Annotated in this window: 9 protein-coding genes; 7 read left to right on the top strand and 2 right to left on the bottom strand. The window is 47.0% G+C overall.

The window, feature by feature from the left end:
• Positions 1-147: 147 nt before the first annotated feature.
• Positions 148-795, top strand: a complete 648-nt coding sequence (hisB, locus tag ACTIE0_RS08420; protein ID WP_006625270.1) for an imidazoleglycerol-phosphate dehydratase HisB — start codon at positions 148-150, stop codon at positions 793-795.
• Positions 796-854: 59 nt separating this feature from the next.
• Here the strand turns inward: hisB and ctpA are convergent, their stop codons facing one another.
• On the bottom strand, positions 855-2,075 hold the full coding sequence (ctpA, locus tag ACTIE0_RS08415) for a carboxyl-terminal processing protease CtpA (RefSeq protein ID WP_039933688.1): 1,221 nt from the start codon (positions 2,073-2,075) through the stop codon (positions 855-857).
• 142 nt (positions 2,076-2,217) lie between these two features.
• On the opposite strand from ctpA, the gene ACTIE0_RS08410 reads away from it, so the two are divergent.
• The 6 genes from ACTIE0_RS08410 (at position 2,218) to feoB (ending at position 12,053) form a co-directional block, all read left to right on the top strand.
• Positions 2,218-3,195, top strand: coding sequence for a hypothetical protein (locus ACTIE0_RS08410; RefSeq protein WP_231296372.1), 978 nt, complete (start codon positions 2,218-2,220; stop codon positions 3,193-3,195).
• Positions 3,196-3,221: 26 nt separating this feature from the next.
• Positions 3,222-4,835: a bifunctional ADP-dependent NAD(P)H-hydrate dehydratase/NAD(P)H-hydrate epimerase gene (locus ACTIE0_RS08405; protein WP_006670394.1), complete on the top strand. Its 1,614-nt coding sequence runs from the start codon at positions 3,222-3,224 to the stop codon at positions 4,833-4,835.
• 106 nt (positions 4,836-4,941) lie between these two features.
• Positions 4,942-5,700, top strand: a complete 759-nt coding sequence (locus ACTIE0_RS08400) for a M23 family metallopeptidase (protein ID WP_006625266.1) — start codon at positions 4,942-4,944, stop codon at positions 5,698-5,700.
• Positions 5,701-6,023: 323 nt separating this feature from the next.
• Complete coding sequence (locus ACTIE0_RS08395) at positions 6,024-7,691, top strand: ATP-binding protein (protein WP_006625265.1); 1,668 nt, start codon at positions 6,024-6,026, stop codon at positions 7,689-7,691.
• A gap of 115 nt (positions 7,692-7,806) precedes the next feature.
• The gene (locus ACTIE0_RS08390; RefSeq protein ID WP_006625264.1) at positions 7,807-9,594 is read left to right on the top strand and encodes a sensor domain-containing diguanylate cyclase; all 1,788 of its coding nucleotides are present in this window, start codon (positions 7,807-7,809) and stop codon (positions 9,592-9,594) included.
• A 71-nt stretch (positions 9,595-9,665) separates the two neighbouring features.
• A complete protein-coding gene (gene feoB / locus ACTIE0_RS08385) occupies positions 9,666-12,053 on the top strand; it encodes a Fe(2+) transporter permease subunit FeoB (protein ID WP_006670393.1) in 2,388 nt (795 codons plus the stop codon).
• A gap of 158 nt (positions 12,054-12,211) precedes the next feature.
• On the opposite strand, the gene ACTIE0_RS08380 is transcribed toward feoB, so the two are convergent.
• The gene (locus ACTIE0_RS08380) at positions 12,212-13,477 is read right to left on the bottom strand and encodes an SDR family NAD(P)-dependent oxidoreductase (RefSeq protein WP_006670392.1); all 1,266 of its coding nucleotides are present in this window, start codon (positions 13,475-13,477) and stop codon (positions 12,212-12,214) included.
• Positions 13,478-13,909 lie beyond the last annotated feature (432 nt).

Raw genomic sequence — 13,909 nt, 5'->3', positions numbered from 1 at the left:
GGACTGGAACGGTGCTTTTGGAATCTTTCTAAAAGCTTTGCGGGATACCGCCTCTGTTACCTTAACGGGTAATAGTGCTATCGTCGCATTGTCCGGGAACAACCGGAAAAATGTCGCGTAAATGTATCAGTTCCCTAATTATTGACTATGCAAACTCGCGATCGCACTTCAACTTCCACCACCGCAACTAACCCTAATATCACCGATAACCGCATTGCTACTGTCAAGCGTACTACCGGGGAAACTGATGTTTCTGTGACGGTGAATTTGGACGGTACAGGTAGCTGTGATGTGGCTACCGGAGTGCCTTTTTTAGACCATATGTTGCACCAAATTGCCTCCCACGGTTTATTAGATTTGGAGATTAAAGCCGTCGGAGATACTCATATTGACGATCATCATACTAATGAGGATGTGGGGATTACTTTGGGTCAGGCTTTGGCTAAGGCTACAGGCGATCGCAAAGGAATTGTCCGGTTTGGTCATTTTGTCGCCCCCCTTGATGAAGCCTTAGTCCAAGTATCCCTAGATTTTTCCGGTCGTCCTCACCTCAGTTATGGCTTGGAAATCCCCACTCTCCGGGTAGGAAACTATGATACCCAGTTAGTGCGCGAATTTTTTGTGGCTGTGGCTAATAACAGTTTGATGACCCTTCATATTCGCCAGTTGGACGGGATTAATTCTCACCATATTATTGAAGCCGCATTTAAAGCCTTTGCGCGATCGCTCAGAATGGCCCTAGAAATCGATCCACGTCGTGCGGGTACTATTCCCAGTTCCAAAGGCGTTTTATAACTCATCGAAAACTTAGGGTGGGAAGGCGACCCACCCTACACCGGGGAGAAACAGAAGGTCTACATTTGATACCTCAATAAATCAACGGCTTCTTGATATTGGGGGTCGGCTTCTGTTGCTAATTGCGATCGCATTAAATTAGGGCTTTTTACAATGCGATCGGGCTTAATTCCCTGTTTGTTAATATCAGTATGGTTAGGGGTTTCATAATGGGCGACTGTCACCGCTAACCCCGAACCATCAGACAAATCAAATAGGGATTGAATTAAGCCTTTCCCGAACGTTTTTTCACCCACTAATAAAGCGCGGTGGTTGTCCTGAAGCGCACCCGCTAGAATTTCGCTGGCGCTGGCTGTACCACCATTAACTAATACCACCAACGGCGCATCAGTTAAAGCCGATTTCGTAGAATCAAAACCTCCTAAAGACCCTCGCCTATCTACAGTATACACGATCGCACCTTGATTTAACCACAACCGAGCAATTTCTACCCCCGACTGTAGCAGTCCGCCCGGGTTATTTCGCAAATCCAAAATAAAACCCTTCGCCCCAGCATTGATCAGGTTATTAATCCCATTAGTCACCTCACTGGTCGCATTCGCGCTAAACTGTCGCAGGCGCAGATAACCAAAAGCCAGATTATCCTCAGTTTTTCTCAGTTCGTAAAAAACCGGATTTAGTGTAATGTAATCTCTTAGTAATGTGAAATCCTTGGTTGACTGATTTTCGGCGGATTTTACAGTTAAAATTACCTCGGTTCCGGGGTTGCCTCGCATCTTCGCCGCCGCCTCATCCAAGGTCATATTATCAGTAGATAAACCATCAATTTTCAGAATGCGATCGCGCGGCTTAATCCCCGCATCATCAGCCGGAGAACCATCAAGGGGAGTCACCACCACCAGCGCCCCCGTCTCAGCCTCCTTAGCAATTTGTAACCCCACTCCCGTCAATTCTCCAGAGGTACTAACTCGGAGACTGCGATATTGTTCCGGTCTCAATAATCGTGTAAACGGATCATCAAGACTCGCCAACATTTCCTCAATAGCCAGATAAGTTTCCTCCCGATTTCTGAGAGGTTTCTTAATTTGTTTTTCCCGCAATAACCACCAATTTTGATGATTAAAACTCTCATCAACATAGGCGCGGTTCACAATACTCCAACTCTCGCTCAGGAGTTTCTGTTCATCCGTCAGCGCCCAGGCGGGTCGCACAACTACTCCCCAGACTAGGATAATCGGTAGGAAGGCGGCGAGGACACAAGAAACCAGTCGTCTCGGCATAATGGCAAATTTTATGTTCTTTTCCAACATTGATGATGAGATGTTATCAATTTGATCAAATATAAATGATCCGAAACGCCGCCATATATGGCTATAATTGTTTCAGGCTGGGTAAGCTCACCCCCCCATGGAGGAACTGAAATTGACTGTAACTTCTCTTGAAAATCAAAACAAGTCCCCGTTCCAGTTTACCTTTCGATGGGCGGGGAGGAAGCCCTGGATATCATTATTGCTCCTGGGGGGATACTTAACCTTAACACCCCTACCCGCCCTAGCACAACAGCAACGCTACGGGGTCTATGTTTCAGGGGATAACCCCTTACTCCTGGAAATAGTCCAACAGGTACAACCAGGAGCCATAATTAAAAGATATGGCGATCGCATTGTAATTGATGCTGGCATTTATTTCAATCAGACCCAAGCCCAACAACTGGTATCCAGTCTCAGACAATGGGGAATTCAAGCCCAAATTACCGATTTCCGAAATACTCCCGAATTTCAGAACTCCATAAATGTCAGCCCCCTGGTAGTCCCCCCCCAGCGACGGTTAACCGCACCCATTCAAACCAATATTAGACCAAATCTTATTCGCCCCACCACTGACCTAGGACTTTATCAAGTTTACGTCAGACCTGGGGCAGCATCCCTAGACCAAGTGCGACAGGTATCTCCCAATGCACAAATTGTTCAATATCAGGGTGTCCCCGTAATTCAAGCCGGTAGTTTTGTCAACCTGTCCAACGCTGAACAACTGCTGAGTCAACTAATTCTCAGACGCATTCGAGGAGAAGTCATAGCCTCTCGCACACAATTGGAAATGTTACTCGGTTTACCTATTCATACCCCAACTCCTCTTCCTGCAGCGTCAGGTATTAACCTGGGACTAAGTGATACTGATGGCTATTTTGTATTAATTCCCACACCCGCCGCCGAACTGTCTAGGACTGCTGAAAATGCCATAGCTTTAGGTGTACCTCAAAATAGCATTATCATTCGCGACCACTTCGCTGACCCCTTGGTAGCCGTTGGACCTTTTGCCAATTTGGGACTCGCCCAAGAATGGGAAAATTATCTCACAGATTCGGGAATTGGCTCGGCTCAAATATATTTTGGCAGATAGTCCCTAAACCCTTAGCATGATTAATAATGGCAGGCACTCCTAATCGTTTCCAACTTATTCAACAGTTTGCTGTGACCGCTGCCCAAATGCAAGCCATAGAAACTCGCATTTTTGACGCGGGAATGCCTGTGGCAGCTTTAATGGAAAAGGTCGCCCTCAATATTACTCGCCACCTATTGTCGATTTTACACTCTGAGTATACCAGCACACCAGTAAACTTAATTGGGGTTTTGGTGGGACCGGGGCATAATGGGGGTGATGCGTTGGTGGTGGCGCGGGAATTATTATATCGCGGTTATCGCGTCCTGCTATATTCCCCCTTTAGCAAACACAAGCCACTCACCGCAGACCATTTTCGATATGCTGCTAGTTTGGGTATTGAAATTGTAGAGGCGATCGCACAATTAGCAGATTGTGATCTAATTATTGATGGGATGTTTGGCTTTGGCTTAGAACGTCCCATTCAGGGAGACTTAGCACAAATAGTCGAAACTGTCAATAGCTGGTGGAATAAGCCCGTTTTTAGCATTGATATCCCATCAGGTATCCATACTGACACAGGATTAGTCCTGGGAACAGCTATTAGAGCAACCAAAACTTTCTGTTTGGGGTTATGGAAATTAGCCTTTTTGCGGGAAGAAGCCTTACCATGGTTGGGAACTTCCGAGTTAATTGATTTTGATATCCCTGTAACTGATATTCATGCTGTCCTGGGGGTGTCTCCCGACCTAAGGCGACTAACTCCGGAATTGGCGAGATCTCATTTACCTATCCCCCTCCCTCAGAATACCCATAAGTATAAACAGGGGCATTTATTAATTATTGCCGGATCGCGTCGTTATACCGGGGCGGCGCTATTATCAGGTCTGGGGGCGCGGGCTAGTGGAGTGGGAATGCTATCAATAGCTGTCCCAGAGTCGATCAAACCCTTATTGAGTTTTCCACTACCGGAAGCCTTGATTATTGGTTGTCCAGAAACGGATAACGGTGCGATCGCCTCTATTGCTGACCATATAAACTTGGATAGTTATGATGCGATCGCCTGTGGTCCCGGTTTAACCGCTGACAATGTATCCGTCATTCAGACAGTATTAAATAGCCATAGACCCCTAGTTTTAGACGCTGATGGCCTGAACCTGTTAGCCAAACTAGACCCCGTGACTACCCTATCTAACCGTCAGGCTGCAACCATTCTCACCCCCCACCGTCGAGAGTTTAAACGCCTGTTTCCCCAGTTAAATCATGAATCACATACCTCTATCGAGGGGAGTAGGGAAGCAGCCCGTTTAACTGGCGCTGTCATCATTTTAAAGGGCGCGAGAACCTGTATTGCTACCGCTGAGTCAGTAATCATTAACCCAGAAAGTACCCCAGCCCTAGCTCGTGGGGGCAGTGGCGACGTTCTCACTGGTTTGTTAGGGGGGATACTCGCTATCCAGTCTCGACGGTCACAGCCCCCAGAATTAAGCGCTCAAGTCGCTGTTTGGTGGCACTCACTCGCTGGTATAGTGGCAGCAAGCGATCGCACTGAATTGGGAGTTGATGCTTTCACCTTAACTCAGTATCTCAATTTAAAGCAGTTGTTAAGCCATTTCCCCCAGTTTACTCCTAATGGCAATATACCCAGATACAACAACTAACAAGTTAATTCGGGTTTGCCCCCCTACTCCCTATCTTTCCCTGTCTCCATAGGGCTATATAATTAGTTCCTTAACTTAAACTTAGCCAAATACGGGATAACTAATCATGAAAATTATCATACAACAGAACACCGTCTTAAAACAGAAACCTGTGCAAGCCCATGAACTAACTTCCGCCGATAAAATTTCTATCTATTCTGGCAACCAATACGAAATTACCGACTATAAAGCAGCCGGATATGGACACTTAGAAATTAAATTTAGACCTCCCCATCCTGGACAACGGGAAACCTGGTATATATTCGCCCCTCACGTTCAAATTATAGATGATAAAATAGGCAGCATTAATCAGCCGGTAAACATTAATACTCCCGCAGATATTAACAGCCCAGCCAGCAGTCCCAAACCAGCATCTACTGTTTCCAGTAGTTGGAAATGGCCGATGCGCGGCACTAGCATGGGACCCAGAACTGAGTTTGGTTATGCGAGGGGAAGACTTCATGCTGGGGTTGATATTGGCGGATATACTCCTGATGAATGTTATGCTGCTAGTAATGGGGTGGTGGAGTATGTAAAAAATAATACCAGCGGCGCAGATGGTCGGTCTATTCATATTCGCCGCCCTGATGGTTGGGAACACCGATATTTGCATTTACGGTCAATTAGAGTCAAGGTAAATGATAACGTTTCCCAAGGACAATTAATCGGTATTAGAGGCGGTTCTGGTTTTGGGTACGAAGGACGAGAAATTGATGGCGGCGGCTATTCTATCCATCTCCATTTTGAAATTCGCCGACCTGACGGAACTCCGGTAGACCCCCGCCTATTTCTTCCTAATGATGGTAGTGTCCCTATTGTCGGATGATCTACAAAGTGGCGGCGCGCGATCGCTTCCGATATATCAAGCCCGCCTCTACAAGATAATTGATAATTGATTCCCCCTCCCTCTGAAGCGCGTGGGTTGAACAGCAGCTATGCGGTTTGACACAACTTCCTTCCACTAGCTGCGCCCCCATAGCCATTATCCCCAGCCTGCACTGAGGCGCTAATTAACAAAAATTCTTATTTGGTGGGTGCGATATACAAGCTTAATCGAGAGTTATCAATTGTAAAAAGATTGTAAAATCTAGAAAATCGTGTAATTCACGGCTGTATAATTGATAGTTATTTCTAATAAAGCTGAAAAAAATGAGAAAAGAGTCGGAGAAGAGAGACAGTCTTTGGCAGTCAGCTTCTCAAAGCCCCAAGAAAAAGGCTTCTGGGAATATGCCAGTCAAGGTGGCAGTAGTTTTAGGTCTTTGTTTATCTACGGTGGCGGCGATCGCGGTGTGGCAGCGAGAACGAGAAACCCTAGCGATCGAGTTGCGGGAAAGTACAGAGAATTTGAGAAGCGCCCTACAAGAGCAAATTGATGGCAACTCAGATTTAACTGGGGGTAATTTCTCAGCCGGAGAACTGCTGAAGGCGACTTTACCGGGACAAGTGCTAGAGAATCTCAATATTTACCTATACCAAGAGAGTGTAGATGGTGAATTTGAACCCCTGGCATTTTACGAATTTAACGCCCATACTCTGATTGTGGATCGCCTGGACCCACCGAAACTGTCTGGGAGGGGATGGCTTTGTCCAGAATTTAGCGTTCCTTCGAGTTCTTCGACAGGTCAAGCCTTTCGGCAACTCAGACAAACTCAGACGACGGGGAAACCTTGCCAGCGGACGCTATCGGTGGGCGATCGCCAATGGTTTCTCTTATTATTGCCAACCTCGGCATATCTAGCCCCTTACAAATATTGGCAAAGCTGGGGAATATTCCTGGGCGGTTCAATTTTAACCAGTTTGCTGGCTACCTATTTGCTAGTGTCGGGGCGCTATACCAAACAGGTAGAGGAATTAGTAGAAGAACGGACGATTAAAGCGCAACAATTGCAAAAAGCCCTAGAAGAATTACAGGAAACTCAAGGGATGCTGGTTCACAGCGAAAAAATGTCTAGCCTGGGTCAAATGGTAGCAGGTATCGCCCACGAAATCAACAATCCCGTCAACTTTATTTCGGGGAATATTTCCTGCACGAAAGAATACGTGCAAGATTTGTTGAAGCTGATTGAAGTTTATCAAAGTCATTATCCAAATCCCGACCCAGATATTGAGGAATTTAGTTCAGAAATCGATTTAGATTTCTTGGCTGAGGATTTGCCCAAGATTTTAAATTCGATGCAAGTGGGAGTAAATAGAATCTCTCAAATAGTTCTTTCTATGCGAAATTTTTCTCGTTTAGATCGGGCGGAAATGCAGGCGGTAAATTTGCACGAAGGCATTGATAGTACCTTGTTAATTTTAAACAATCGCTTGACGGCAAAAGCGGGTATTTATGGGATTAAACTTATTAAAACATACGGGGAATTGCCTTTAGTAGAATGCAATGCAGGTCAACTGAATCAGGTGTTTATGAATATCGTTGCTAACGCCATAGATGCCATAGAAAGCTACGATAAACAACGCTCCCAGGAAGAGAAAAAAGCCAATCCCAGTTGGATTGCTATTCAGACATCTGTGGGTAATGCTTCTGACATTCGGGGCGGTTATGATTATGTGACGGTGACAATTGCGGATAATGGACCGGGGATTCCCGCCGATATTCAAAAGAAAATTTTTGACCCATTTTTTACGACCAAACCTGTGGGCAAAGGCACCGGTTTGGGAATGTCTATTGCCTACAAAATTGTGGTAGAAGGACATGGTGGCACGATTCGGTGTCGGTCGTCAGTAGGTCAGGGAACTGAGTTTACAATCAACCTTCCTATCCGACAAATATCTACCAACCAAAAACCCAATTTAATGGAGATATGTGTAGCTTAAAATACAGGAAAAATTAACTGTAAAAAATCACAAAAAAACGAGGATTACAGTATGAATTTTAGTGGATTAATTTCCACTAAACACAATCGACAATTAGCAGGAATTAAAATAAGTAATGAAATACTGTAATTGTAAATCAAAAATACCCAACCTGTATTTTGGCGATCGCGTCCAATTTGCCAAATGTCGAAATGAGTCGGCTAAAATAGTAGCTGTGGGCGGCATCTGCCTGTCGGTGTTAGCAAGTATAGTCGCATGGCAGTGGGATACCGAAAAACTCCAAAATTTTATCCACGAAGATTCGGATAATCTCAAGAGAGCTTTAGAAGAAACTATCGATGATAAAAATGTTATAAGTAGCGCGATAGATGAGCTGAAAACTAGAGAAATTTTGAACGCAACTTTGCCAGGTCAAACCTTGGATAAATTCAATATTTACCTCTACACAACTTCCTTAGATGGCGAAATTCGTCCCTTGGTATTTTATGAACCTAAAACTCACACTTATGTCGATGTTTCCCAACACCAACCGAAGCTGGCGGGGAGAGGATGGCTTTGTCCAGAGTTCAGTCCGATTTCGACTTCTTCGGGTGGCAAAGCTTTCGGAAAACTGAGGCGAACCCATCTGCTGGCAAAACCTTGTACGCGGGAAGTGAAAATTGGGACCGATACCTACTTCTCATTATTACTCCTGCCAACATCAGACTACTTCGCCGCTCACAAATATTGGCGAACTTGGTCGGTGCTTGGTGGCGGTTTAGTTTTAACCAGTATCTTGACCAGCTATTTGCTGGCCTTACAGCGCTATACAAATCGAGTGGAGGCGCAAGTAGAAGAGCGCACTGGGGAACTCCAAGAAAGCAACGAACGACTGCAACAGACCAACTCGCAACTGCAACAAACTCTCAAAGAGATTCGCTTGCTCAACGAAATGAACGATGGCCTACTGGCTTGCTACACCCTGGAACAAGCTTACGCGATTATTTCTTTATATATGGAACAGTTATTCCCCGATTTCCCGGGGGGGATATTTGCCATTAGCGAATCGAAAAACTTTCTCGAAGAGATGTCGAGTTGGGGGGAGGGAAGTTCCATCCAGAAACTTTTCTGCCCCCATGACTGCATGGCGCTACGGATGGGTCAGCCATCAGTGCTGGGAAGCGATCGCTGCGGGGCACTTTGTAAAAATGTGAATCGCCCCCATCCCTCACAGCATTGCTGCATCCCGATGGCGGCCCAGGGAGAAACTATTGGTTTGCTACATTTGAGTTCCCCAGAAGGAGCGAAATTAACTCAGTCCAAGCAAGAGTTGGGAACTACTGTTGCCAAACAGGTAGCGCTATCCCTAGCCAATTTGAAGCTGCGAGAGAGCTTGCAACATCAAAGCATTCGGGATCCCCTGACTAATTTGTTTAATCGACGCTATATGGAAACTTGCTTAGAAAGGGAGTTGCGTCGCGCCCAACTGGGCGGCCTGCCTTTGGGTATTTTAATGCTGGATTTAGATCGTTTTAAGCAATTTAACGATACTTTCGGTCACGATGCGGGCGATACGGTACTTAGGGAGATTGGCTTGTTTTTGCAAAAACAGATTCGGGGGTCAGATATTGCCTGTCGTTATGGAGGCGAGGAGATTACTTTGATTCTGCCGGACACACCTTTGGATGTCTGTCGTTCTCGCGCCGAACAAATTCGAGAGGGGGTGAAGCATCTCAACATTCAGCATCGCGGCCAGTCTTTGGGGGTTGTGAGTTTCTCTATCGGAGTGGCGACTTTCCCGGAACACGGCCTGACGGGAGAGGCTGTCGTGGAAGCTGCCGATGCCGCTTTGTATAGGGCAAAACGCGAAGGTCGCGATCGCGTAATTTGCGCTTCCATTAACGCGATCGCCAATACCTCTTAGATAGGTAATAAGCACTGGAAAACGCATCTACTGAAAACCAAATCAGATGATCGTCAAAAGGAAAACTGAAAATGAAAAAACCAACTATCGCTCTCATCGGCAACCCCAACTGCGGGAAAACTACAGTCTTCAATAACCTGACAGGTTCTCACCAGACGACTGGGAACTGGCCGGGGGTGACTGTCGATCGCAAAGAAGGTTACTACAGCTACAACGGTCAAAAAATAGCGGTTATCGACCTGCCGGGGGTTTATTCCCTTGATGCCGAAGACTCGGAAACTAGCCTCGACGAAAAGATAGCGCGGGATTATCTGCTCGCCGTGCGGGATTTAATCGTTAACGTTATCGATGCTTCTAACTTAGAACGGAATTTGTATCTAACTACCCAACTGATAGAGATGGGATTGCCCGTGATCGCCCTCCTGAATATGATGGATTTAGCAGAAAGCGGGGGCTTGCAGATAAATCCCGAGCTGCTGTCGGAGCGTTTGGGATGTCCGGTATTGCAGGCAGTGGCGGCGGCGGGTGTGGGAACGACCGAGCTGCGCTCTGCGATCGCTATCGCTCTCGAACGTCCGCCAGTGCCTAAATGTTATGTAATTTACCCGGCAGTGGTCGAAGAGGCGATCGCTCGATTAATGTCCGGGGTGATCGAATACTATGGCGATACCCATGTCGCTCCCCGTTGGACGGCAGTTAAACTCCTCGAATATAGAGACGATGCCACCCCTTATGGGGCGGGTTCCGCTCTGCGCGCCACCACACCAGCCCATTTTATTAACCCGCGGCTAACCGCCCTCGAAAAACGAGTGGTCACAGAGCGGCGAAAAATCCACCAAACTTTGGGGGAAGATATCGATATCATTATTGCCGACAGTCGCTACAGTTTTGTCCGGCAACTGCTTTTGGGTGTGGCACAAACCAATAGTAAGGCAGGAGCGAACATTTCTGACCAAATCGATTTAGTTGTCTTGAACCGCTGGCTAGGGATTCCGATTTTTCTGACAGTGATGTATCTAGCCTTCCTATTTACCATCAATATTGGCGGCGCGTTCATCGATTTCTTCGATATCGCCGCCGGCACGATTTTTGTTGACGGTTTCGGGGTATTGCTGGAAAATCTGGGTTGGCCGGGATGGGCGATCGCTTTGCTGGCAGATGGTGCTGGGGGCGGCATCCAAACCGTTACCACCTTTATCCCGGTTATCGGATTTATGTTTTTGTTCCTGTCGTTTTTGGAAGACTCCGGTTATATGGCGCGGGCAGCCTTCGTCATGGATAGGTTAATGCGGTTCGTGGGGCTGCCGGGAAAATCTTTCGTGCCGATGTTATTGGGTTTTGGCTGCAACGTGCCCGCCATTATGGCAACCCGGACTTTAGAAAATCCTCGCGATCGCATCATGACAATCATCATGAACCCGTTTATGTCTTGTGGGGCGCGACTGCCGGTTTACGCTCTCTTTGCTGCTGCCTTTTTTCCCGTAGCCGGCCAGAACATGGTATTTGGTTTGTATTTGATCGGCATCGCGGCGGCAATATTTAGCGGTTTGGTCTTGAAAAACACCTTGCTGCGAGGAAAGTCGGGATATTTAATTATGGAACTGCCCCCCTATCACATTCCCCAATTTAATTCTGTGTTGTTGCGAACCTGGGACCGGCTGAAAGCGTTTTTGTTGAGGGCGGGAAAAGCGATCGTTTTAATGGTAATGGTGTTGGGTTTGTTAAATTCCCTCGGCACCGACGGTTCTTTCGGCAACCAGGATAGCGAAGAGTCGGTATTGAGCGCCACTGCCAAAGCGATCGCCCCCGCCTTCGCGCCGATGGGCATTCGGCAGGAAAACTGGCCGGCTACCGTCGGTATCTTTACGGGTATTTTTGCCAAAGAAGTGATGGTCGGCACTCTGGATAATATCTACAGTCAAATAGCTCAGGAAAAATCCATTCCCGCTTCCGTCTACAGTCCTTTTGAAATCGGGTTCGACTTCTGGGGAGGTATCCGTAACGCCTTCGCCACTATCCCCGGAAATTTGGCGGAAGTACCGGGCGCGTTGTTAGACCCCCTCGGACTGAATATCAGTTCTGTACAGGTCTATGACCAACCGGCATCAGAACAGCCAGTGGCGATCGGCACTTTTGGGGAGATGGTGAGGCAGTTTGACGGTAAAGCGGGGGCTTTTGCTTATTTGCTGTTTGTCTTACTCTACTTTCCTTGCGTTTCTGCCACCGCAGCCGTTTACCGAGAGACCAATTTGGGTTGGACTCTATTCGCCGCCGGGTGGACTACCGGTTTGGCTTATTGGGTGGCGGTGATGTTCTATCAAATCGCGACTTTTGCGCGACATCCCCTTGCTTCTACGTTGTGGATCGGATTTTTGGCTATGGTGATGGCGGGTGTTATTTCGGTGATGAAGGCAAGTGGAAAAAAACACCGAAAAAGTTCGGGAGCATCTGGAAGTTAAGTGCCAGCCCCCAGAAAGCAAAAAACAAGTAGCCTCAAGCGAAAGCAACAGAGTAGAGGATCGGTGGACAAAATGCCTTTTGACAGACCCTTTCAAGTGCGAACTGAAGAATCAGCGCAGCTTCATCCCGCAGAGTGTCAACATAGCACAACCCGTTTTTAACCCATGTTGATTCTCGCTTCCAGAAAATCTACTAAAATTAGGCGGTGGGGTTCGCCGATCGCTTTCAACATTCCCGCTTGCTTAGAATAGGCTTGTCCGGCTATAATATCCGCGCGGGTTACCAGTTCCATATCCCACCCCTCCCCTAAAATCAGTTGCTCAAGACCTACTTCTAAGGGTCCGTGAAATACATGGCGCACTACCTCTTCTGTCGCATAAGTGCCAAACTCATATAGGGAGGTCGGGACATAGCCAATTTCTTCGAGTAATTCCCTTTTCATGGTTTCTAGGGGGGTTTCCATTGGTTCTATATGACCGCCAAACATCCCCCAAACCCCAGGATAAACTATGGTGGGGATATCGTCCCTTAGCTGTAGGAGAATTTTGTCAGACTGGTACAAAATGGCGATCGCTACTTCTCGAGTAGATTTGTTCATAATCCGGCCCCCATGGCTTCTATGGTGTTTGGAGATTTTAGCCACTAGGCGGTCAAAGTACCAGTTAAGTCCCGGTGATACCAAGCTGTGAAGGCGGTTCAGTAGCGTCATTTCCATTCCCGGAGTGATTGCAAACTCCCCCTTTTCCAGACCTCGCACAATAGCCTCGGCGACATCTTCTGGTTTCCAAATTCCAGCCGTCGCGGTTATCTGTTGCGTTTCTGGCGGTTTAGTCAAGTTTTCTGTCCTCAGTTGTGGCGTATCTGTGTCGGGTGGGTATACTACCGCTATCTTTATCCCCAATGGCTTTAATTCGCCCCGTAAAGCCTCGGCTAACCCCCGTAAGGCAAATTTACTAGGAGAGTAGGCGGCATAGCCATACAGCCCGATTAAACCCGCCCCGGAGGAGATCAGAACTACTGTCCCTTTCCCCCGTTTCACCATCAGCGGAACTATTGCCTTTACTGAGTATAGCGCCCCAAAATAGTTCACTGACATTGTTTGTTCAAAGACTGTTATCGGTATTTCTAGGAAATAACCAGGATAAGCTATGCCCGCTGATGTCACCAATATATCCGGTGTACCTAGCCGATCGCATGAGTTCATCATAGCAGCTTCTATCTCCAGGCGATCGCTCACGTCCGCCGCCAAGGTTAACACCTCTCGCTCAGGACACAACTTCTCTAGTTCCCTCGCCGCCTTTTCTAATTTTTCACCATCACGCGCAATTAGGGTAATATTCGCCCCTGTCTGAATCAGCAGTTTCGCTATCTCTAAGCCTATCCCACTAGAACCACCCGTGATTATCCCATGTTCTGCTTTCATCTTGAATCTATCCACAGAGGCGATCGCCAATTGACAACTCTCGGCAACTCATGGTAATATATAAGTATAAAGTTTACAATTGAAATCTATGCTTTTTTACAATTATAGTCAATATTTCCATTATCACATAGACTATCACGGGCGCGACCGAAAAGCAACCCCTCCCCCCAAAAAAAGGGATTTTTTTGACAAAACTTAACAAAACTTAACACAATGAGATTGATGGAAGGTGCGTCAGTCAGTCAGTGGCTGGGTGTTGATGTGGTGGTGTCCGAATGACACACCCTACCCTCTGGTTGGGGAATTTTTGGGGTTATAGGCGATCGCCTGACACACCCTACCCTCTGAAGCATTGAAGGTGCGTCAGTCAGTCAGTGGCTGGGTGTTGATGTGGTGGTGTCCGAATGACACACCCTACCCTCTGGTTGGGGA

Source organism: Limnospira sp. (genome assembly GCF_051859755.1).
Lineage (GTDB): Bacteria > Cyanobacteriota > Cyanobacteriia > Cyanobacteriales > Microcoleaceae > Limnospira > Limnospira fusiformis.
The sequence above is the reverse complement of the archived record's forward strand: the minus strand, read 5'-3'. Positions and strand labels throughout refer to the sequence as shown.